Origin of the sequence: Streptococcus sp. DTU_2020_1001019_1_SI_AUS_MUR_006, from assembly GCF_032340315.1 — a bacterium.
Lineage (GTDB): Bacteria > Bacillota > Bacilli > Lactobacillales > Streptococcaceae > Streptococcus.
The window spans coordinates 1-23,737 of sequence record NZ_CP135437.1 but is presented as its reverse complement, the minus strand read 5'-3'; the positions used below and the strand labels follow the sequence as shown (position 1 = coordinate 23,737).

Genomic DNA, 23,737 nt, shown 5'->3' with positions numbered 1-23,737 from the left:
GATCATTATTCTTTATAAATTGAAATACAGTTGAAAAGGCATCTTAAAATAATGTACTAATGTTACGAAAACTAATACAGCTGATGGTTTTCCCATCGGACTTGGTTACTTTTTCGAGCTGGTCATTGACATAGTTGGTGCTATGACCGTTGGCGTCGGTTTCTTTTGCCAAGCTACCTGTAGCGTCATAGGCATACTGATCCTCTCCACCTGTTGGGCGTTTCTTACTGCTGACACGGTTCATACTGTCATAACTGTAGGTTGTTGTATGACCTTCGCCACTTGTTTCGCTCAAACGATTGCCCAAAGCATCATAGCTGAAGCTTTGCTTGCTTCCTGTTGGAGCTACTGTTTCGATGATTCGTCCTAATGGGTCGTACTTAAAGGCTGTCGCTTGACCATTTGGATCCCTATGTTGAGCCGTTGAGGTATAGGTCATCTTAGTGACAGGGCCATTGGCATCGGTGACTTGGATCGGATCACCCAGTTCATTATAGGTGTATTGAGTCTTACCACTATTATAGCTGATGGTGATAGTATAAAACTCTCGATGAAAAATTTCTTCGAGAGTTTTTAATGATTATCACAAAGTTCAAGCTACTCAGTTTCTTCTAATAAGGAAGGATTAATAATTAATTCTCTTTCAATATCCCATCCTATTCCACTGATGGTTGTTATTCCATGCATCCCTAATAATTTAGGCTCTTTATCCAATAATTCTCCAGTCTCTTTACAAAAAAAGTTACTTTTAAAATGAAGTTTATAAAAGCCAAAATCCAGATTTTTCTCTTCCTCTGTTAAGGGAATATTAGCGATAGTATGGAAATATCCTTTTTTCCAATATGCATCACCTACAATAGCAGGTGAAATTAACAAGTTAGAATAATCTGGCTTGTATTTATCAATATTTTTTTCATGAGTAATTCCTTTAAAGATAAATACAACATGTTTTCCTTCCACAAAAGAATCCGGAACTTTTCTAACTATATTAGCAACCAGCACTTTACCATAAAAGTAGATTCCCTCCCTAGGAGACACAAGAAATACATCTCCCACTTTTGGAATTGACCTGCTTTTTTTAATCACTTTTAGTTGATGAGTAGCTGCCTTTGTATCATAAAAGTCATCTAACTCCTTCTGAATTTCTAAATTTAAACTCTCAAAATGTTCTTTTCTTCTTAAAGCTATTAGATTTGTATTCATTATTAATTTCCTCCATTAAGATATTTTTCTGCCCACTTCATGGCACCATCATACATTTTATTTTTAGGACTAATACTATTAATTTTATTCAATTGATTCGCATGGCCGTTTTCAATAAGATACTGCTCCACTGCCCTAGCCTGGTTTCTTGTCAAACCACTATATCGTTCATCAAGGCGCGAAAAATTCTTTCCTTGACGATTATGTTGATACAATCTTGATTCTAAATCTTGTTTTGTTATTCCTGTATAAACAGCACCTTCAGTATTAGCATCAATTCCATAATAAACACTATTATTAGACGAACCTTTATCTAACCAATTATTAAAATGATTATCTTTAGTGACTTTAGGCTTCTCCGCAAACATTTGGAGATTCTCTACTGTCATTGGTAGACGTCCACCCGTAGGCTTCGTTGTCACCACATCAGCCTTAGGAGCTGGTAAAGCTAACACAGGATCTGGTGCTGGCAAGGCAAGGGGTTTACTAGTCGGCCCAGGCAATGCTAGTTGCTGTACAGGGGTTACATCCTTGCGTGGTCTCGTGACTGGTACATCCCCTGATTTCGGCTTCGTCGTCACCACATCAGCTTTAGGAGCTCGAACTGTTCGGCTACTTACACCTTCTGTCACTGCGTTAAGGAAAAGGCTTGTACCAATGCTGGTTGGAGTGATCTGGCCTCCTTGAGCCGCATCACTAATCGTGTCAATCACGGTTTCACCTACCGTATCAACCCCGTGACGCACCAGACCATTTGTCACACTTGAACTAGCTGCTCCTAGACCAGCCGTCAGACCTCCTGTAAAGGCTCCAGTGACCGCACCTCCCTTAATACCTTCCCATGTATCCTTGAGAATAGTCTTACCATCTTTTCCTGATAAAGCACCTGAAACAAGGGCTTGGGTTCCTCCACCTGCTGCCCCTGCTATAACTCCAACACCAACACCTGTCGCAACAGCCGCACCAAAACCAGTCAAACCGACACTTCCGACTAATCCGGCTACCACAGGAGCCGCTGCTCCTGCAGTGGCTACAGACACAGCTACTGCTGCTACAGTCGCAGCTGCCACGATGGCAACCTTCTTCCAGTCGACATTTTTCACGAAATCAACGACTTGATTCTTGACTCGTTCAGCTGTCGTACAGACATGTTTTAAGGTGTTCTGCAAGGCTGTTCCCCAGTTTCGGAGGAGATTCATACCTTCTCGGATGGTTGGGGAAGAGCTCAAGCCTGTGGCTAGGGCATAGGCAGACCGAACCACTTGTTGGCGCTTAGCTTCTATCTGTGCAGCCGCTTGCTGGTATTTCGTTTGTACATAGTCACTGGCACTATTGTAGGTCGTTTGAACCTTATTCCACTGTCTGCCAACCCAATTCGATGCACGGTTGACCTGGGTTCTGACCCAGTTGGTCGCATGGTTGAAAGCGCTCTTGGTCACATTCCAAGCCTTGGATGCGACACTCTTCACACCATTCCAGGTGTTTGAGGCGACTCGTTTTACACCATTCCAAGCATTAGAGGCCGTCTTTTTAACATAGTTCCAGCCTTTTTTGATACTGTTCCAGAAGTGCCCACTCGGGTCGGTATAGTTGACAGGGTTGTTCTGCACATAGCTGTAGCGGTTCTGGCTGAGAGGGTCTGTTTCCTCCCCTGGGTAGCTATCCTCGGTTAAGAAAGTACCTCCCTGACTATCATAATACCTTGCGCGTAAATAGTCAAGTCCAGTATCATCACGGGCTTCGCCGTTATAGGCAAAGGGATTTCCTGTCGTGTCTGTGCTTGTCTTTCTTGCCCCATAGAGATGATAGCGACTGGATGAGACGGCTTGTCCATCCTTGGTCAAACCTGTCACAGAGCCCAACTGGCATAGGTCACTTCTCCCTGATCCGGTAGGTTACCGAGTTCTGGTGGGTTGACAACGATTCCCTCCTTAGTCACTGTAAGCAACTGATCCTTTAAGTCATAGATGTAACATAAAACTCTCGAAGAAATCCTTCCTCGAGAGTCTTTGCATGTTTCTATCACAACAGAAGAGGTTAATTTAAACAATTAGTACGATTCTAGTTAAGATAATCATGTAATTTAATTTCTCTTTTTAAGTTTTTCAAAAACATTCTAAGCAAATTATTTCTGAGAACTTTTCAATTTATTAACTTAAATAAATAATTAAATTCCTATAGTCTCAGATACTAAATAACAATCACTTTTCCAACTTGAAAATAAGAGGAAATTTCTCAGAAATTACATCTATCCCAAAATTAATACCAATTACTTGATAATGGTGAAAAGTTTTGAAATATACTTGTTGTAATTTTTCTCTTAACCTAGTATTCTCATCTAACCTTTATCACTGTGCAATATCGGACCAAAAAGGAATTTGGGGTAAATTAGATAGATTTGTCTCTCTGCTTACTGTGATTCCATGAAAATAATCAGTTAGGCTTTTTGAATAATAAATGATATCTGAACCAACAATTGAAAATACAGGCGAAATTGGAGTATTACATGATGCAATATACCTATGACCAAAAATGGGCAATAATGTTGGGGAATTCATTAAACGACTTAGTATTTCTCCTTTTGTAAGTTCTAAATTACTTGGAGCTTCTCCCCAATTATCGCTCCAATCAACATATTCTATTTCTTCTGCTATATTTTCTTTTATTACTTGTATATAATTACTCAACACCTTAACATTCTGAGGTGAAAAATCACTCCAATCATACCAGTTTTCAGGAAGTTCCTCCATATTTCCATAAACTTTTTTAAATTCGTCAGGTAAATAAACGCTATAAATTTCTTCTATCTTTCTAAATGTTCTATTATTAAATTTCTTTGACATTATATTCCCCTTATTTTATTCTTATAAAAGTTTGATAGTGATCTTGAGTATACCATATGGATCCATCTTCACCTATAACAATTCTTTCCATTCCTCTTGGCACTCCTTTTTGATATGGATGAACATCGTACTCTTTATAAGTAATTCCATCGGGAAGGAGTTCTTCACCATCTAAAGGCTCATTTTTATAAACTTTTCCTCCTTTAAATCCATCTGGTGGATTACCCTTATTGTTTTTAATCTGTGAAATAGTATCTTCAACATATTGAGGAATTTTATTAACATCTTTGACATCATCTACTTTATCCGCCACACGAGCAGCGTCTGATGCCTTGTCCGCTGCCTTTGCAGCTTTCGAAGCATCTTTAGCTTTATCAGCTGCCTTTGTAGCTTTTGAAGCATCATTGACTGCGTCTACTGCATCGAGTGCTTTTTCAAGTTTCCTTAATTTGCCAGCCTTAGCTATAGGAAAGAAATTACTTGCAATATCAACAGCTAACTCTGCACCTGCCGCCCAACGATTTGCGTCTTCGCCCGTTAGTGGATCTTTCCCTGTAACTAAACGTTCTCCATTATTCCAGCCTATGAATTCAGCTGCTAAAGTTGGAAGTTTAGCTTTATTTTCTTGGTTAAACTTCGCAAATTTTACATTAGAGGCATAGGCATTTTCCTCAGGAGTCATTGGGGGAGCCTTTAGATACTCCTCTAATGTCATCCTATCAATTCGCTCTTTCTGATCCGGTCTAAGTCCATGTCTTGCCGCATCTTCATACTTTCTAAAGTCTGCGACAGATGGAACTTTATTTTCTCCCTTATCGGAGGCACCAGTTGTTTTTGGATCACAGACATGTTTTAAGGTATTCTGCAAGGCTGTTCCCCAGTTTCGGAGGAGATTCATGCCTTCTCGGATTGTAGGGGAGGCCTTAAATCCTATTGCCACAGCATAGGCAGTACGAATTGCTTGATAGTGTAGTTCTTGAATACGAGCTTGTGCTTGCTGGTATTTCGTTTGAACATAATCGACTGTACTATTGTAGGTCGTTTGAACCTTATTCCACTGTCTGCCAACCCAGTTAACACCTCTATCAATCTGTCTACCAACCCAGTTAATGCCTCTATCAATCTGTCTGCCAACCCAGTTAACGCCTCTATCAATCTGTCTGCCAACCCAATTAACGCCTCTACTAATCTGTCTGCCAACCCAATTAACGCCTCTACTAATTTGTCTGCCAGCCCAATTAAGACCTGACTTAACATAGTTCCAGCCTTTTTTGATACTGTTCCAGAAGTGCCCACTCGGGTCGGTATAGTTGACGGGGTTGTTCTGCACATAGCTGTAACGGTTCTGGCTGAGAGGGTCTGTTTCCTCACCTGGGTAGCTATCCTCGGTTAAGAAAGTACCTCCCTGACTATCATAATACCTTGCGCGTAAATAGTCAAGTCCAGTATCGTCACGGGCTTCGCCGTTATAGGCAAAGGGCTGACCTGTTGTGTCTGTGCTTGTCTTTCTTGCTCCATAGAGGTTATAGCGACTGGATGCGACGGCTTGTCCATCCTTGGTCAAACCTGTCACAGAGGCTGATTGGTTAGTCAAGTAGTTGTAGCTGTCACCTGTTTGGTTGTTGAGGTAGCTGGTTCGACCCTGACCATAGCTATAGGTCTCACGAGCCTTGCCATCATGGTCATAGGTTTCGAGGACTTCTGTATGTTCACGATTGACATCGTTGACATAGTTGCGTTCCTCGTAGTAGTTATAGGTATCCTCTCGTGTGGTATAAGGAATCAGGACATCCTGAACCTGACTGGCATAGGTTACTTCTCCCTGACCAGGTAAGTTGCCAAGTTCTGGTGGGTTGACCACGATTCCTTCCTTGGTTGCTCGATCCTTAGCCACTTTCTGGTGATAGGCTCTAGACACATCGTCAAAGATGCTGTGCCAGATGCTTCCTACTGTCTGTGGTAGGGTGGATAGGGCTTGGAGGACATTCTGACTGAAGCCATACCAGAAGAGGGAGTTTTTCTCCCCACTTGGGGCTGTATATGGCGACTTACGACCTGACTTGCCTCTACCTGCATGCGATGCCTGATCACCAGATTGATCTTCCTTAGGTTTGCGTTGGAAGAGTTGATAAGTGTTCTTGCCTTCCTTGCGACTAGCAGTGAAGACACGGTTATCATCTCCGTCGTAAAGTGCAGCCATGAGAAGACCCTTCTTGTCCTTGATCGCAAGTAAGCGGTTCTCTGTGTCGTAGATGTAGTCTAACTTCTCTGAGTTTTTCTCAGAAGCGATGCGATTGCCATTCTTGTCGTAGGTATAGGTGATAGTGCCATCTGGACCTTCTAGTTTGGTCAAGCGGTTATGGTCATCGTAGGTAAAGTGTATCTGGCTCTCCTTGCCATCGACTGTCTCGGTGCTGGTTAGTTTATTGCCGGCTAAGTCATAGGTGTAAGAGAGTTTAGAGAGTTCCTTACCAGCTCCATCCGATACAGTCATGTTTTCCACTTGACCCAGAGTATCGTAAGTGTAGGTATGGACTAGGGTTTCGCCATCCTGCTTGATGGTTTCTTTGGCAATGTAGCCACCATCATCATACTCATAGCCGTAGCTGGAGATGAGTTTGTCCTGCTTGTCTACTGTGAGACTAATATAAAATAAACTAGGGGAAATTTTCCCCTAGTTAGAAATTGAACCAAGTCACAAATTGTCTTTGTGAAAGTAATTTATATTTTCTCCACTTTTACATCATTTTCAGATAGAATATCCACTAAATATTCTGTCGACATTATGAAATAGTGATGAAGCTTTTTATTAGCTATATTTGCAGAAGCGACCAAATCACCAAACTCTGTATTCTCGACCTCATAGATATAGTTGGTCAGATAAAGTGGTCTGTTCTCTGCCAATCCTTGTTCCCAGTATTTATCTCTTAATTCTAAACTTTCCTGGACTGTTCGGAAAGCCCAGATCTTTGTAAAGGTAAATTTAAATTTTTCTGAATCTTCCAAGTAGACAATTAGAGTGTCCCCATCTATATTTATCTCAATACCATAGTCGCCAAAAGGAATAAAGTCCGGTTTAATTTTCGTCCATTTTTCCATATCATTTCTCCAAGTTCTATTTTCCGATAATTGTACTAAAGTCATGTACATGTTTGATTAGCAAATTTTCTAGTATTGGCTGATATCTAATTTCAAATTTGCAGAAACAAGAATCTCCACTACACTATCTTGAGTTATGATTATATAATGTCGTGAATGCAAAGTTCCTAGATCATAATATGATGTGTATTCCAGTTTTCTCACTAATTGACTATTCTTGACTTCGTAAATGACATTTTGAAAATTATTTTTTTCAAATTTTGTAAACATCTCTTTATCTAGAATTGCAGATAAATACAATTCCCTGCTAAAGACTCGTGCTTCATCATAATAAATACATGATAATTTAAAACGGTTTTGCTCTCCAATCAGCCTAATTTCTTGACCATCTGACAAATTTGTCAACAAGACTTTTAACCTATAGTTATCTACAGAAATCAAACCTTTAAAGACTTCTACCCATTCTTCATTTTTAGTCTCCATATCTAATTTCATATGAAACCCCTCCTTTTGATTGCTTTATTTGGAATTCCAGTGTTGTTCCTAAATCACTTGTACTTCCAGGTCTAACAACAACCTTTGTTCCATCATCTAAAGTACCCCTATACCCTTTACCAAATGAAGTATTAATTTCCGTTACATTTTCTAAGGGTAATGAATTGAAATCTTCAATTGCTTTATTATAGCCTCCATGTGATTTAAAGTTTTTCGTTCCACTTTTTCCTGAAATATCTTCCATTCCCGAAACAAATTTATCAGCAATTTCTTCACTAGTTAGAGCCCTTGTCCCATCTTTAACATCATCTACTTTATCTGCCACACGAGCAACATCTGATGCTTTATCAGCTGTCTTCGTAGCTTTCGAAACATCATTGACTGCGTCTACTGCATCAAGTGCTTTCTCAAGTTTCCTTAATTTGCCAGCCTTAGCTATAGGAAAGAAATTACTTGCAATATCAACAGCTAACTCTGCACCTGCCGCCCAACGATTTGCATCTTCGCCCGTTAGTGGATCTTTCCCTGTAACTAAACGTTCTCCATTATTCCAGCCTATTAATTCAGCTGCTATAGTTGGAAGTGTAGCTTTATTTTCTTGGTTAAACTTCGCAAATTTTACATTAGATGCATAGGCATTTTCCTCAGGAGTCATTGGGGGAGCCTTTAGATACTCCTCCAATGTCATTTTATCAATTCGCTCTTTCTGATCCGGTCTAAGTCCATGTCTTGCCGCATCTTCATACTTTCTAAAGTCTGCGACAGATGGAACTTTATTTTCTCCCTTATCGGAGGCACCGGTCGTTTTTGGATCACAGACATGTTTCAATGTGTTTTCTAATGCCGTATTCCAATTCCGATATAGATTTAGACCTTCTCGGATTGTTGGCGAAGACTTGATGCCTGTAGCTATCGCATAGGCAGATCGAACCACTTGTTGGCGCTTAGCTTCTATCTGTGCTGCCACTAGTTGATATTGATGTTGTACATAGTCACTGGCACTATTGTAAGCCGTTTGAACTTTATTCCACTGTCGACTACCCCAATTAACCGCACGATTGTATTGGGTGCTAATCCAGTTAGTCGCATAGTTGAAAGCACTCTTGGTCGTATTCCAAGCTTTGGAGGCGACACTCTTCACACCATTCCAGGTGTTTGAGGCCACTCGTTTCACCGTATTCCAGGTATTAGAAGCGACTCGTTTTACACCATTCCATGCATTAGAGGCTGTCTTTTTAACATAGTTCCAGCCTTTTTTGATACTGTTCCAGAAGTGCCCACTCGGGTCTGTATAGTTGACGGGGTTGTTCTGCACATAGCTGTAACGGTTCTGGCTGAGAGGATCCGTCACCTCACCTGGATAACTATCCTCGGTTAAGAAAGTACCTCCCTGACTATCATAATACCTTGCTCGTAAATAGTCAAGTCCAGTATCGTCACGAGCTTCGCCATTATAGGCAAATGGCTGACCCGTTGTGTCTGTGCTTGTCTTTCTTGCGCCATAGAGGTTATAGCTAGTTGATGCGACGGTTTGCCCATCCTTGGTCAATCCTGTCACAGAACCTGACTGGTTAGTCAAGTAGTTGTAGCTGTCATCTGTTTGGTTGTTGAGGTAGCTAGCTCGACCCTTACCATAACTATAGGTCTCACGAGCCTTGCCATCATGATCATAGGTTTCAAGGACTTCTGTATGTTCACGATTGACATCGTTGACATAGTTGCGTTCCTCGTAGTAGTTGTAGGTGTCCTCTCGTGTGGTATAAGGAATCAGGACATCCTGAACCTGACTGGCATAGGTTACTTCTCCCTGTCCAGGTAAGTTACCGAGTTCTGGTGGATTGACCACGATCCCTTCCTTAGTTGCTCGATCCTTAGCCACTTTCTGGTGATAGGCTCTCGACACATCGTCAAAGATGCTGTGCCAGATGCTTCCTACTGTCTGTGGTAGGGTGGATAGGGCTTGGAGGACATTCTGGCTAAAGCCATACCAGAAGAGGGAGTTTTCTTCCCCACTTGGGGCTGTATATGGCGACTTACGACCTGACTTGCCTCTACCTGCATGCGATGCCCGATCACCAGATTGATCTTCCTTAGGTTTGCGTTGGAAGAGTTGATAGGTATTTTTGCCTTCCTTGCGACTGGCAGTGAAGACACGATTATCATCCCCGTCGTAAAGTGCAGCCATGAGAAGGCCCTTCTTGTCCTTGATCGCAAGCAAGCGATTCTCTGTGTCGTAGATATAGTCTAGCTTCTCTGAATTCTTCTCAGAAGCGATGCGATTGCCATTCTTGTCGTAGGTATAGGTGATAGTGCCATCTGGACCTTCTAGTTTGGTCAAGCGGTTATGGTCATCGTAGGTAAAGTGTGTCTGGTTCTCCTTGCCATCAACTGTCTCGGTGCTGGTCAGTTTATTGCCGGCAAGGTCATAGGTGTAGGAGAGCTTGGAAAGTTCCTTACCAGCTCCATCCGATACCGTCATGTTTTCCACTTGACCCAGAGTATCGTAGGTGTAGGTATGGACTAGGGTTTCGCCATCCTGCTTGATGGTTTCTTTGGCAATGTAGCCACCATCATCATACTCATAGCCGTAGCTAGAGATGAGTTTGTCCTGCTTGTCCATATGACGGAGTTCGGTGAGACGGTGAGCCTTGTCATAGGTCAAGAAACTCTTGGTTCCATCTCCCCGAACAACATCCGTCAGATCCCCTGCTGGGTTGTAGCTATAGCTGGTCTTTTGTCCCTTAACATCTGTCACAGAAGTGAGACGATCCAGTTCATCATAAGTGTAAGAGACTGTACTGCCATCTGGGTAAATCATCTTCGAGATATTGCCATAGGCATCATACTCATACTGGATCAGGCTACCATCTCCCTGACGAACACCCGTGATCTCGCCTTCTTCGTTGGTCGCGTACTGACTAGTTCCTGTCAGATCACTCATAGACACCCGACGGCCATCCGCATCATAAGTATAGAGGACTTGACCATCTTGCTTTTCAGAGTACTCCACCTTGAGCAGTTGATCCAGCTTGTTGTAATCATAGCTGATAGTTTTCCCATCGGACTTGGTTACTTTTTCGAGCTGGTTATTGACATTATAGGTATAGGTCTCCTTATCTCCAAGACTGGTCATGCGTTCCACTAGATTGGAAAGCTGGTCATAGCTGTAGCTTGTGACCTTGCCATTTCCATTCGTGACCGAAGTGACATTGCCCACACTGTCGTAGGTATAGCTAGAGGTGGAAGCCTTCTCTCCACTTCCTTGTGTCGCTGTAAGCAACTGATCCTTTAGGTCGTAGGTGTAGGTCTTGACACGCTTGCTTCCGGATGTGACACTGGTGAGGTTGCCATTGGCATCATAGGTCATGCTTGCGACGCCACCAGCCTCATCTGTAATCTTCGTGAGATGATTATCGTGGTCATAGCCATACTTAGTCCACTGGCCTGCCGTATCGCTTTCTGAGGTGAGGCGATTGAGGCTATCATAGGTCCGCTTGGTTACTTGACCGAGAGGATTCGTCTCCTCAAGGAGATTGCCATTCGGATCATAGGTATAGGTCGTTTCGCGCTTACCATTGATAGTTCGTTTGGTCACCTGACCGACTGGGTCATAGCTTGACTCCACTGTTCGACCAGTTGGCGTTTTGATCGTTTTTAGTTGATCGAGGGTCGTATAGTCAAAGGTGGTTGTAGCACCGGACGGCTTGGTCAGTTTGGCTAGATTCCCCGCTTCATCGTAGCTATACTTGGTTTCAAGGTCAAGGGCGTTCTTAGCCGTTAAGAGACGACCAACCTTGTCATAGCTATAGTGATTGCTTCGGTCGGATTGGTCTGTCTCTTTCACCAAGTTTCCAGACACATCATAGCTATAGGTTTTTGATAGCCCCTGTGGACCTGTTTGCTTAGTGAGACGGCCCAAGGCATCATAGGCGTAGGTATAAGCTGCCTCATTTGGTAAGGTGCGTTTGGTCACACGACCATAAAGGTCATTGACATAGTTGGTGCTATGACCGTTGGCATCTGTTTCTTTTGCCAAGCTACCTGTAGCGTCATAGGCATACTGAGTCACTCCACCTACACATTATCTTAAGTTAAACCTCACTATTTTGCTTACTATTTGAAAATGAAGTTGAGACCGCATCATCTCAACTTCACTTTGTAATTATTTTTTCTTAGTTCTCAAATCCCACTCCGCCTGTAATCTGGGTAATGAGGTCTAAATGTTCTTTGACGGTAACTTATTGCAGAATTTCAGTAATAGTGACTTCTATTTCTGACTTTAAATCATAAAATCCTATATGTACGCTATTCTTGTATATCCAAAACAGGTCTAAATTGGAATAATATTCTTATAGCTCAAATAATTCTTAAATTATTATCCGTCTTGAAGATTACACTCCTCAATGTATTCTAACCATGCATCAATATTAGGTAGAACTTCCCTTTGTTCCCATCCTGAATCAGCAAAGTCATGAATTATATGCACTAGAGTACTATCAACATCTTCAAAACAGGCGATATCATCATTATCACCTCTCCTTGCAAATGGATATAATGTTCGCTCAGGATATCTTGTTTGAAGACCTCTAAATCTCCTAACCGTTTCTTCATCGTTCATCAAGTACCAAACACCAAAATCAACGATACCTTTAGAAACTAAATCTTTTAATTGTTGTGGATAGGAAAAAAAAGAATGATTAAATGTAAATGGCATGAATTAATTCCTCCGTTCTAAGTCGTACGAACCGTATGGATTCAAGGTTCGAAAAGATGATTTTTGCTTACCAACACGTAACTGAACTGCTTCTCCCCAAGTTGAAGGTGTACCAGCAGGAGTTGTAAGTCTATCTATAAATTGTTCTGGAAGAGGATCCGTATATTGATGTACTCTAGCCGTAGCAGCAATCCCAGCTCCTCTAGCAGCTATAACCCTTGTATTATCAATAGTTGTTAACTTACCATCAGGCATATTCACAACATCAATTGCATCTCCTTTCCAACCATTAGATATCATACTAGATTGTATAGAATCGGCTCCATTAACAGAACTTTGACTAAACCTAATGTTGTAGGGATTAATTTGTGATATTTTATCTGATGGTGCTGGCAAGGCAAGTGGTTTACTAGTCGGCCCAGGCAATGCTAGTTGCTGAACAGGGGTTACATCTTTGCGTGGTCTCGTGATCGGTACATCCCCTGATTTCGGCTTCGTCGTCACCACATCAGCCTTAGGAGCCTTCTTAGGAGACACACTACCTGCTCCGTTGGTAAAGGTGTTAAAGGCAAAGTTCATAGCGACTGTTTGACCAGTAATCTTATTGCCTGTGGCCAAATCAATACCTGTATCAATCGCAGTCTCAACCGCAGATTCCACTCCAATCTTGGCAACTTGTCGAACTGCTTGATTGCCAATATTTTGGGTCACATTAGTTGCTAGACCAGCTCCTGCTCCCATCAATTGACCGCCAATAAGACCTGAGATAGCACCCGTTCCTGCTCCTTTGGCAATCGAACCAACCAATTCCCAACCACGTTGGCCAGAACTATAGGCATCATATCCTGAGATGATTGCTCCAGAGGCTGCACCACCGATAGCCATCGCTACGGGGGCTCCAAGACCTCCAGTCGCTACGGTAAGAGCAATACCGACACCGATAGCTCCCGCAGTTACGGCAACCTTCTTCCAGTCGACATTTCTCACGAAATCAACGACTTGATTCTTGATCCGTTCGGCTGTTGTACAAACATGTTTTAAGGTATTCTGCAAGGCTGTTCCCCAGTTTCGGAGGAGATTCTTTCCTTCTCGGATGGTTGGGGAAGAGCTCAAGCCTGTTGCTAGGGCATAGGCAGACCGAACCACTTGTTGGCGCTTAGCTTCTATCTGTGCTGCCGCTTGCTGGTATTTCGTTTGTACATAGTCGCGGGCACTATTGTAGGTCGTTTGAACCTTATTCCACTGTCTGCCAATCCAATTCGATGCACGGTTAACCTGGGTGCTGACCCAGTTAACACCTCTATCAATCTGTCTACCAACCCAATTCGACGCTCGGTTAAATTGGGTGTTTGCCCAGCTGACTCCTCTACTAATTTGTCTACCAGCCCAATTAACGCCTCTACTAATTTGTCTGCCAGCCCAATTAACTCCTGACTTAACATAGTTCCAGCCTTTTTTGATACTGTTCCAGAAGTGTCCACTCGGGTCTGTATAGTTAACAGGGTTGTTCTGCACATAGCTGTAGCTGTTCTGGCTGAGAGGATCTGTGTCCTCACCTGGGTAGCTATCCTCGGTTAAGAAAGTACCTCCTTGACTATCATAATACCTTGCTCGTAAATAGTCAAGTTCAGTATCGTCACGAGCTTCGCCGTTGTAGGCAAATGGATTCCCTGTCGTGTCTGTGCTTGTCTTTCTTGCCCCATAGAGGTTATAGCTGCTTGATGCGACGGCTTGTCCATCCTTGGTCAAGCCTGTCACAGAGCCTGACTGGTTAGTCAAGTAGTTGTAGCTGTCACCAGTTTGGTTGTTGAGGTAGCTAGCTCGACCTTTGCCATAACTATAGGTCTCTCGTGCCTTGCCATCATGGTCATAGGTTTCAAGGACTTCTGTATGTTCACGATTGACATCGTTGACATAGTTGCGTTCCTCATAATAGTTGTAGGTATCCTCTCGTGTGGTATAAGGGATCAGGACATCCTGAACCTGACTGGCATAGGTCACTTCTCCCTGACCCGGTAAGTTCCCGAGCTCTGGTGGGTTGACGACGATTCCTTCCTTGGTTGCTCGATCCTTAGCCACTTTCTGGTGATAGGCTCTCGACACATCGTCAAAGATGCTGTGCCAGATGCTTCCTACTGTCTGTGGTAGGGTGGATAGGGCTTGGAGGACATTCTGACTAAAGCCATACCAGAAGAGGGAGTTTTCTTCCCCACTTGGGGCTGTATATGGCGACTTACGGCCTGACTTGGTATCCTTTGGCTTGCGTTGGAAGAGTTGATAAGTGTTCTTGCCTTCCTTACGACTAGCAGTGAAGACACGGTTATCATCTCCGTCGTAGAGCGCAGCCATGAGAAGCCCCTTCTTGTCCTTGATCGCAAGCAGGCGGTTCTCTGTGTCATAGATATAATCTAGCTTCTCTGAGTTCTTCTCAGAAGCGATGCGATTGCCATTCTTGTCGTAGGTATAGGTGATAGTGCCATCTGGCCCTTCCAGTTTGGTCAAGCGGTTATGGTCATCATAGGTAAAGTGTGTCTGGCTCTCCTTGCCATCAACTGTCTCGCTGCTGGTCAGTTTATTGCCGGCAAGGTCATAGGTGTAAGAGAGTTTAGAAAGTTCCTTACCAGCTCCATCCGATACGGTCATGTTTTCCACTTGACCGAGAGTATCGTAGGTATAGGTATGGACTAGGGTTTCGCCATCCTGCTTGATGGTTTCTTTGGCAATGTAGCCACCATCGTCATACTCATAGCCGTAGCTGGAGATGAGTTTGTCCTGCTTGTCCATGTGGCGGAGTTCAGTGAGACGGTGAGCCTTGTCATAGGTCAAGAAGCTCTTAGTCCCATCTCCTCGATTAACTTCCGTCAGATCCCCTGCTGGGTTGTAGCTATAGCTGGTCTTTTGTCCCTTAACATCTGTCACAGAAGTGAGACGATCCAGTTCATCATAAGTGTAAGAGACTGTACTGCCATCTGGGTAAATCATCTTCGAGATATTGCCATAGGCATCATACTCATACTGGATCAGGCTACCATCTCCCTGACGAACACCCGTGATCTCGCCTTCTTCGTTGGTCGCGTACTGACTAGTTCCTGTCAGATCACTCATAGACACCCGACGGCCATCCGCATCATAAGTATAGAGGACTTGACCATCTTGCTTTTCAGAGTACTCCACCTTGAGCAGTTGATCCAGCTTGTTGTAATCATAGCTGATAGTTTTCCCATCGGACTTGGTTACTTTTTCGAGCTGGTTATTGACATTATAGGTATAGGTCTCCTTATCTCCAAGACTGGTCATGCGTTCCACTAGATTGGAAAGCTGGTCATAGCTGTAGCTTGTGACCTTGCCATTTCCATTCGTGACCGAAGTGACATTGCCCACACTGTCGTAGGTATAGCTAGAGGTGGAAGCCTTCTCTCCACTTCCTTGTGTCGCTGTAAGCAACTGATCCTTTAGGTCGTAGGTGTAGGTCTTGACACGCTTGCTTCCGGATGTGACACTGGTGAGGTTGCCATTGGCATCATAGGTCATGCTTGCGACGCCACCAGCCTCATCTGTAATCTTCGTGAGATGATTATCGTGGTCATAGCCATACTTAGTCCACTGGCCTGCCGTATCGCTCTCTGAGGTGAGGCGATTGAGGCTATCATAGGTCCGCTTGGTTACTTGACCGAGAGGATTCGTCTCCTCAAGGAGATTACCGTTCGGATCATAGGTATAGGTCGTTTCGCGCTTGCCATTGATGGTTCGTTTTGTCACCTGACCGACTGGGTCATAGCTTGATTCTACTGTTCGACCAGTTGGCGTTTTGATCGTTTTTAGTTGATCAAGGGTCGTATAGTCAAAAGTGGTTGTAGCACCTGACGGCTTGGTCAGTTTGGCTAGATTCCCCGCTTCATCATAGCTATACTTGGTTTCAAGGTCAAGGGCGTTCTTAGCCGTTAAGAGACGGCCAACCTTGTCATAGCTATAATGATTGCTTCGATCGGATTGGTCTGTCTCTTGCACCAAGTTTCCAGACACATCATAGCTATAGGTTTTTGATAGCCCCTGTGGACCTGTTTGCTTGGTGAGACGTCCCAAGGCATCATAGGCATAAGTGTAAGCTGCCTCATTTGGTAAGGTGCGTTTGGTCACACGACCATAAAGGTCATTGACATAGTTGGTGCTATGACCGTTAGCATCTGTTTCTTTTGCCAAGCTACCTGTAGCGTCATAAGCATACTGATCCTCTCCACCTGTTGGACGTTTCTTGCTGCTGACACGGTTCATACTGTCATAGCTGTAGGTCGTTGTATGACCTTCGCCACTTGTTTCGCTCAAACGATTTCCCAAAGCATCATAGCTGAAGCTTTGCTTGCTTCCTGTCGGAGCTACTGTTTCGATGATTCGTCCTAATGGGTCATACTTAAAGGCTGTCGCTTGACCATTTGGATCTGTATAGAGTACCAATTTTTTATTGGCATCATAACCATAGCTACTTGAATGGCCATTGGCATCGGTCATTTTAGAGAGGTTGCCTAGGACATCATATTCGTAAGTAGAGGTATTGCCATCGGCATCCGACTCTGTCACCACTCGGTTGAGGGCATCGTAGCTATACTTAGTTTCACGTTTCAGATGATCGACGGTCTTAAGCAGATTACCATTTTGATCATAGTGATAGGTCTTTGTCTTACCTTCTTGGTCAGTTGAGCTTGCGACATTGCCCATGACATCATAGGTGAAGGTTTCGCTGGTCTTATCTGCGTAGACCACCTTAGTCAGTTGGTTGTCGCTATTGTAGCTATATTGGGTAACTTCACCCAAGCTGTTGGTTAAAGCGAGACGATTTCCTGCCTTATCGTAAGTATAGGTCTCATTGAGATCCTGATTATCTTTTTTGTTCACTACTCGATTGGCGGCATCGTAGCTATACTCTGTTACCAAACCACTAGAATGCGTCTGCTTGATGAGACGATCAAGGGCATCGTATTCTTGTCTTACGGTAGTTCCGTCTGGAAGAGTCACTTCTTCCAGTTGAGCCGTTGAAGTATAGGTCATCTTAGTGACATTGCCATTGGCATCGGTGACTTGGGTCGGATAGCCTAGTTCATTATAGGTGTACTGAGTCTTGCCACCCAAGGCATCTGTCAACTCTGTCAACTGTTCCATCTGGTTGTAGGCCATCTTAGTGACATTGCCTAAACCATCTGTAATACTGGAAACTTGATTTTGGCCTGTATAAGTCGTGCTAGCAGTATAGCCTGCCGCATCTGTTAGGCTATTTTGATTGCCATTAGCATCATAGGTCATGCTGGTGCGGTGACCCAAGGCATTGGTTGTTGCGATCAGGCGCCCTGCCTTACTATATTCATAAGTCGTTTCTTTTCCAAGGGCGTCTGTCATGGACAGGATATTCCCCATCGCATCCAACACATATGAAACACTGCTACCATCTGGGTAAGTCACACCTGTCACATTTCCCGATGCATCATAGGTATAGCTGGTAGTCTTTTTCTGTTTGGTTTCGCTAAGTTTATTTCCAACACTGTCATAGGTGTATGTCACTGTCTGACCTGCTTCATCGGTGTAAGATAGCACACGACCCATGATATCATAAGTAGTCTCTGCCTTTGTACCGATTGGATAAGAAACTGAGGTTACATTTCCTGCCGCGTCATAAGTATTTTGAGTAACTTGACCTAAAGCATCTGTGATAGTTTTAACGGCATTGTTTCTATCATCATAAGTCAAGCTGCTACTATTACCTGCTTCATTGGTTCGAGTGATAATTCGACCCAGTGCATCACGAGTAACGGTAGTCATTTGACCTGAAGCATTGGTTTCTGTTAGGAAACGACCCTTGCTATCATATGTATAGCTAGTAGCGTGTCCTTCTGCATCAGTCACGGAAAGCTGGTTTCCAACACCATCATAGGTGTAACTATAGGTTCCACCTTCTCCATTCGAAGCACCGACTTTACGGCCGAAACCATCATAGGTGAAGGTAGTCGTGTTACCATTGCCTTCTGTCACAGCTGTCACTTGACCTGCCTTATCAAAAGTATGGCTCGTCCCAACACCATCGGCATCTTTTTCGCTCAGCTTGCGCCCTTCTGCATCATAGGTAAAGGTCTTGGTCCCACCGAGAGGATTCGTAATGCTAGTGACTTGATTGTGTGCATTGTAGGTAAAGGTTGATACGCCTCCTAAAGGATTGGTAAGACTTACCAGATTCGCACCTTGATAGGCAAAGGAAGTTGTATGACCAGCCGCATCTGTTGTAGACAAGATGCGTCCTTGCTGATCGACAGTATAGGTAATCTTAGACCCATCTGGCAATGTTGTCTGGATTAGATTGCCATTTGCATCATAGGTATGAGCTGTTGATGCACCACTAAAGTCAGTGAGAGACAGAAGATGGTTCTTCTCATCATAGCTAGAAGTTTTTACCGCACCGTCGAAACGCGTTTCTGTTAAGGTGTTTCCATTGCTGTCATAGGTGTAGCGAGTTGTTTGCCCCGCTTCATTCGTCACGCTTGACAGACGGTTGTTTTCATCATACGTTTTTGAGACACTAGTTCCATCTGCATAGCGAATGCCAGTTGTACGATATTGCTCATCGTAAGTAATACGGTTTGATTGCCATTTCCATCGGTAGTGATTGTCTGACCTTCACTATAAGAAAGAGTTGAAACAGCACCTGCACCATCTGTTTGCTTGATGACACGATTTTCCTCATCGTACTCGTTTTGGATAACCTTGGTACCATTTCCATCATACCAGGCTGTCATACGTCCCTTATCGTCATATTCATAACGAGTAGGAACACCCGTCGCATCCGTATAGGTAATCAAATGACCATTCGTGTCATATTCATAGGTCAAAGTTGAGCCATTAGGGATTTGAATCGCACCAATATAGCCATCTGTATTATAGGTGATACTATAAACCAAGCCTGTAGGAGATGTGATCTTGGTCAGCTGGTAATTTTCATTATAATCAAAGCTTGTTTTATTACCTTTTTCATCCGTCTGGCTCGTTAAGAGTCCGTGATAGTTAAAGGTTTTCTCTTGATGATTGTGATCAACAATTCGGTATTCCTTTACATCATAGTCTTCTTTTTCGTCTCCGCCAAAGTCACCCTTCTTCGTTTCAACTGTTTTTACTTCGAGAGTGAGGTCATAGCCACTTGGAGCACGATATCCATCTCCATCCTTCGCAAACTTCAGGATGGAACCGTCTGTACGAGTATAGTAGATATTTTGATCTTCATCGCTTGATAACTGTTCATTAAAGGCAAATGACCAACCACGTCCAAAGAGACTATTGATGCCTGCTGCTTTAGAATTATAGGCGCGAGTAATTTCAAATTTGCCGTCAACATCAGTGATAGAAACATCTGTTCGATCTAGGTAGAAATTCCCCGTGTTTAGATTGATTGGCTCAAATCCAAATTCACAGTGAAGGCCACGCCCCATTAAAAGCCTGTCTATTTCCGCCTTGGTGTTGGATGTCAAAGCTGGTGGATTATAAGGTTTGTCGGCATTCTTTCTTGGATTACGAATAAAAAGGGTGTTATTTTGCACAAGCATCATATCTTGGATACGATTATCGTAAGCAAGTTGATTGAGTGGTACTCCATAGTATGCCGCAATCTTTGGAAGGGTATCAAACTGGGTAACTTTGTAAATCAAGAATGTATCACTTGATTTTTTACCACTAGTTTGACCATCCTTTTTACTCTCTGCGTCAATCGTATAAACCTTGTTTAGTTCAGGTTCTGTAAAAGGCACCTGAGTCTGCCAGTTTGAAAGCTTGTCTTTATATTTGGTCGTTCCTTTTTCAAAGGCTGCATCAAAGGAACTACTATCTGGGTATTTGTAAGAAAAACTTGCAGAACTTTGACCCTTGTAGTCTTTCGCAGTGTCACTTAGGTTATAATCAACCTGAGCTCCCGGCGTTGTCAGACCATCCGCAAAGACACCCTGGAATTGCAGTTTTCCTTTCTTATCTGTTTTCACCATGGTCCGAAGATTGATGGTAGTGTTCCCAATTGGATAATTGACATCAACTGGGTCTGGAACAGACCAATTAATCGTCAAACTAGGAGCCTTGTCTGGAGTAAACCCAATCTGTCCTGCATTTTCTGCCGTCGCTTCGGTTGTATAGAAAGCACCACCGTCTGAGCCTTCGTCGGTTGCAGCTACAACTAAACCATAGTTTGGTTCCAAACCTTGAACCCATGCATTTACAGTCTCGCGGATATCAAAGTTATGCATCCCAATCTTTTTACCACTGGTCGCATTCTTTCCTGCGATTTCCATATCAAGGCCCACAGAAGTATCCCATGTGAGGTTATTAATATCAAAGTCTTGTTTCAAGCGATAAGCTGCAAACTGGGTTGATTGAGAATCTGGAGCAGTGTATTCATAGATATTTAAACTCGCACTATCAATACGCGCTTCCTTAGGAATACTCTTTTGAAAATCGTAATTAATCTTAAAGTACATCCTTGCACGCCCGATGTCACGAACACCTGGAACACCCGCCATTCCGATCATTTCGGCTGTTAGATATCCAACATACCCATAAGAGTAACCTTGATATTGTCCATGTACAGATGAGGTAACAATGTCAAGAATTTTTTCTCGTGGAACTGTTACAGTCGGGTCTATCCGAACAGGATACTTACGTTCAGAATCAGACAACCACTCTTTACTAGCTGTGACTGTCACTTCATGACGTCCATCCCCTTTTTTCAATCCAAGAGTTAAGGCATTACTTGTAGCGCCTGCACTATCCACCATCATTGGGGCAGTTAGTACAAATAGGATCTTCGTTTTCCCCTTTTCACGGACAAGGATTTGATTGTCTTTCAAAGAAACATCATACTTAGATGCATCCAAACCATAAGTAAAGGAGTTCTTCCCACCCCACTCGGCTAGAATGATTTCTTCTTTGACTCCATTAGACTGTACCGTATATTGCACATCTGTTTTGCCATCAACATTGTTATATAAGATCGCATTCTTTTCTACAGTTGCTTGTTCGTATGTCTTATCAAGCGGATACAAAGAAATTTTATCATCCTTATGAGTAATATCAATGGGAGTCTCTTTTTTGACTTCGCTCGGAAGAACTACTCCTACTGGAGATTCTTTTGGTAGATAATAATGCTTCCCATTAGCATGATAAGAATATAGAGATAAATCTACAGGAACTTCTACCCCTTCTTTATCAATATATGTTTTGATATCACTACCAATATGCGTCACAAAGTGAGTATCATCAACCCGAAACAGTTGTTCTTGCCCACTAACCGCTACTGGTGCCCCGTATTGTTTTTTCAGCTCTGCCTCTTCCTTACTCTCTCCATTGGCCACTTTGGGCTGTTGAAGGGCGTCTCCTCCATCTTTTACTGGTTTTGATGAGGCTTCAGCACTTGTCGATCCTTCTGTATTCGCATTTTCAGAACCAACAGTCTGGCTACTCGCCTCTGTAACAGATTTTTTATAAGTTTCCTCAGCCTGGCCTTGTTTAATTGCTTGGTTTATTTCTTCCGCATAGATCAACGGCATATTAGAAACAAACAAACTCAGCAATAATAACCATTGTATGGACTTACGCAGTCTTTTCATCGGCATTCTCCTTTGTAAAATAAATAAAATAATAAAGTGTAAAAATTAAAATAAGAGCATCGCCGATGGATAAAACGAAAGAACCTAGTATTGGGAACCAAACAGCAATAGCTAAACAAAAGGCGACAATAAGCATGGATACCAGAACAGGTAGTCGCAATTGATCTACCCTACTTTTAATTGGTAAAGCTTTGTAAATACTAACCAGACTATAGGATAAGATTACTTTAAGAAAAGTTTGTACAATTGTAGTAAATGCCCAGATAGCAATCTTGACATGGCCATATTCCAAACTTGTATGATCGTATAAAACTTGACCCAAACCTCCGATGAGGATGCCACATAAAATTGCACTAAACAAGTAAATCAGAATAGTGTGATTTAAACGTTTATCTGATCGGTACTGCCTATAAAACCAGATTGTTATTGGAAAAATAAGAACTATTCCTATTATTAAAAATAGTAGGCTGAATAAGGTTAGAATGAGTGATAAACCTTCCTCGACTATCACAGGAGAAATCGCACCTGTAAATAGAAGGCGTTGCCCCACTCCTAAAAACAGTAAGCCGATAGCTAGTCTCCAAAACCTTGAGAGTCTTAATATTTTCATTATTCACTTGTCCTTTCTTTAACACTTTTTAAACGAGCAGTAACCACAAATCGTTGATCATTTCCAGTAGCATCACAGGTTGATAAGATTAAAAATCGATCTTTTTGAGGGTCAGTAGCAATCTGACGATAGAATCCCCCATAGTCTGATGTTCTTATCTGTAATGTTTCTAAATAATATCTGAGGCCTTCTCGACTTCCTAATTTGAATGTATGAAAAAGATGATCATCTGTATAAGAGTGAGCTGCCATCACCTCATATTCAAAATGTTGAGTCAAGGTGTCAATCGTAATACGTTCATGCTCCTTAAAAAAAGCTGGCTTCGCAAAATAATCTAAAGACCCAAACATCGAATCATCTAACATAGCATGTCCGTAGATAATCGTGACAGGATCTTCAAATGTTTTTTTGTTAACCAGCTCTGTAAATATAGCGCCATAATAGGTCTCTTCACCATCTATATCATGAGAAAGGTAATAAGCATCATCCCTTGGATGCTGAGCAACCGGGTAATCTATTCGAGTCCCTTCAACTGTTAGCCAAGCAAAGACATCTGGATTCTGATGAAACTTCTTCTCAACTGCGTTTTGAGAATGTTGTTCCACAGCCATCTGTTCAAGGCCATCTAAGACTTTTAAACCTAAAAATAACACCACAATTATTATAATTAGTGATAAACTAAACTTCAAAATTTTCATGTGCTCGCTCCCATACTATCATTGTATCAGAAATCTGTATGCTTTGTAAATCCATTTTTTGTATAAAACGCCTTTTTGTTACAATATTTAGGAATTTTTGTATTCCCCTATTGTAAAATGAAGCCTAACAGAAAAGATAGGTTCATCTAATATACTAGAATTACAAAACTCTATAATAAACGATGGATATGTTTATTTTTTGTTCTGATCAAAATTATTCATACAAACTCTGATTTCAAATTTATGCATCAGAAAGGATTGAAGCTTTTTGAAAGAATTCGTTACATTGACCCACTCAAAAAAAGAAATCCAAAATACTCCTAGCTATAAATCTGTAAAAATTTATTAAGTTATCTCAATAGACTTTAAAGATACTTAATTAACCATACGGACTAATTTGTCACGCTTGGCTTGACATTGCAAAAAAATTTCTTTCTCTTTTCAAAAATCCC

At 42.4% G+C, this 23,737-nt stretch carries 13 protein-coding genes; all 13 read right to left on the bottom strand.

Annotated features, from left to right (window positions below; all coding sequences use genetic code 11):
• Positions 1-43: 43 nt before the first annotated feature.
• Positions 44-439 carry an RHS repeat domain-containing protein gene (locus RRU92_RS10325; protein ID WP_281335330.1) on the bottom strand — a complete coding sequence of 132 codons (396 nt, stop codon included), beginning with the start codon at positions 437-439 and terminating at the stop codon, positions 44-46.
• Between the two features lie 158 nt (positions 440-597).
• Positions 598-1,203 (bottom strand): immunity 26/phosphotriesterase HocA family protein, encoded by a 606-nt coding sequence (locus RRU92_RS10320; protein WP_281335329.1) that lies wholly within the window; start codon positions 1,201-1,203, stop codon positions 598-600.
• A 2-nt stretch (positions 1,204-1,205) separates the two neighbouring features.
• Positions 1,206-3,056, bottom strand: coding sequence for an RHS repeat-associated core domain-containing protein (locus RRU92_RS10315; RefSeq protein ID WP_281335367.1), 1,851 nt, complete (start codon positions 3,054-3,056; stop codon positions 1,206-1,208).
• 495 nt (positions 3,057-3,551) lie between these two features.
• Positions 3,552-4,046 carry a hypothetical protein gene (locus RRU92_RS10310; RefSeq protein ID WP_000037407.1) on the bottom strand — a complete coding sequence of 165 codons (495 nt, stop codon included), beginning with the start codon at positions 4,044-4,046 and terminating at the stop codon, positions 3,552-3,554.
• 10 nt (positions 4,047-4,056) lie between these two features.
• A complete protein-coding gene (locus tag RRU92_RS10305) occupies positions 4,057-6,540 on the bottom strand; it encodes an RHS repeat-associated core domain-containing protein (RefSeq protein WP_315640952.1) in 2,484 nt (827 codons plus the stop codon).
• A gap of 227 nt (positions 6,541-6,767) precedes the next feature.
• The gene (locus tag RRU92_RS10300) at positions 6,768-7,145 is read right to left on the bottom strand and encodes a hypothetical protein (RefSeq protein ID WP_153225807.1); all 378 of its coding nucleotides are present in this window, start codon (positions 7,143-7,145) and stop codon (positions 6,768-6,770) included.
• Positions 7,146-7,214: 69 nt separating this feature from the next.
• The gene (locus RRU92_RS10295; protein WP_153225808.1) at positions 7,215-7,640 is read right to left on the bottom strand and encodes a hypothetical protein; all 426 of its coding nucleotides are present in this window, start codon (positions 7,638-7,640) and stop codon (positions 7,215-7,217) included.
• Positions 7,618-11,676, bottom strand: a complete 4,059-nt coding sequence (locus RRU92_RS10290) for an RHS repeat-associated core domain-containing protein (protein WP_315640950.1) — start codon at positions 11,674-11,676, stop codon at positions 7,618-7,620. Before RRU92_RS10290 ends, RRU92_RS10295 begins: the two co-directional genes overlap by 23 nt.
• 339 nt (positions 11,677-12,015) lie before the next feature.
• Positions 12,016-12,354 (bottom strand): hypothetical protein, encoded by a 339-nt coding sequence (locus RRU92_RS10285; RefSeq protein WP_153225051.1) that lies wholly within the window; start codon positions 12,352-12,354, stop codon positions 12,016-12,018.
• Between the two features lie 3 nt (positions 12,355-12,357).
• On the bottom strand, positions 12,358-18,873 hold the full coding sequence (locus RRU92_RS10280) for an RHS repeat-associated core domain-containing protein (RefSeq protein ID WP_315640949.1): 6,516 nt from the start codon (positions 18,871-18,873) through the stop codon (positions 12,358-12,360).
• Positions 18,870-21,977 carry a DNRLRE domain-containing protein gene (locus tag RRU92_RS10275; RefSeq protein WP_315640948.1) on the bottom strand — a complete coding sequence of 1,036 codons (3,108 nt, stop codon included), beginning with the start codon at positions 21,975-21,977 and terminating at the stop codon, positions 18,870-18,872. The genes RRU92_RS10280 and RRU92_RS10275 overlap by 4 nt, the downstream gene beginning before the upstream one ends.
• Positions 21,961-22,587 carry a hypothetical protein gene (locus RRU92_RS10270; protein WP_281335326.1) on the bottom strand — a complete coding sequence of 209 codons (627 nt, stop codon included), beginning with the start codon at positions 22,585-22,587 and terminating at the stop codon, positions 21,961-21,963. The genes RRU92_RS10275 and RRU92_RS10270 overlap by 17 nt, the downstream gene beginning before the upstream one ends.
• Complete coding sequence (locus tag RRU92_RS10265) at positions 22,587-23,285, bottom strand: class B sortase (RefSeq protein ID WP_281335325.1); 699 nt, start codon at positions 23,283-23,285, stop codon at positions 22,587-22,589. Before RRU92_RS10265 ends, RRU92_RS10270 begins: the two co-directional genes overlap by 1 nt.
• Positions 23,286-23,737: the final 452 nt, after the last annotated feature.

Excerpts from the sequence above, each read along its gene's own strand:
- RRU92_RS10270 (WP_281335326.1), bottom strand. The coding sequence starts at position 22,587 with ATGAAAATATTAAGACTCTCAAGGTTTTGGAGACTAGCTATCGGCTTA.
- RRU92_RS10300 (WP_153225807.1), bottom strand. The coding sequence starts at position 7,145 with ATGGAAAAATGGACGAAAATTAAACCGGACTTTATTCCTTTTGGCGAC.
- RRU92_RS10285 (WP_153225051.1), bottom strand. The coding sequence starts at position 12,354 with ATGCCATTTACATTTAATCATTCTTTTTTTTCCTATCCACAACAATTA.
- RRU92_RS10305 (WP_315640952.1), bottom strand. The coding sequence starts at position 6,540 with ATGACTGTATCGGATGGAGCTGGTAAGGAACTCTCTAAACTCTCTTAC.
- RRU92_RS10295 (WP_153225808.1), bottom strand. The coding sequence starts at position 7,640 with ATGAAATTAGATATGGAGACTAAAAATGAAGAATGGGTAGAAGTCTTT.
- RRU92_RS10320 (WP_281335329.1), bottom strand. The coding sequence starts at position 1,203 with ATGAATACAAATCTAATAGCTTTAAGAAGAAAAGAACATTTTGAGAGT.
- RRU92_RS10310 (WP_000037407.1), bottom strand. The coding sequence starts at position 4,046 with ATGTCAAAGAAATTTAATAATAGAACATTTAGAAAGATAGAAGAAATT.
- RRU92_RS10275 (WP_315640948.1), bottom strand. The coding sequence starts at position 21,977 with ATGAAAAGACTGCGTAAGTCCATACAATGGTTATTATTGCTGAGTTTG.
- RRU92_RS10265 (WP_281335325.1), bottom strand. The coding sequence starts at position 23,285 with ATGAAAATTTTGAAGTTTAGTTTATCACTAATTATAATAATTGTGGTG.
- RRU92_RS10325 (WP_281335330.1), bottom strand. The coding sequence starts at position 439 with ATGACCTATACCTCAACGGCTCAACATAGGGATCCAAATGGTCAAGCG.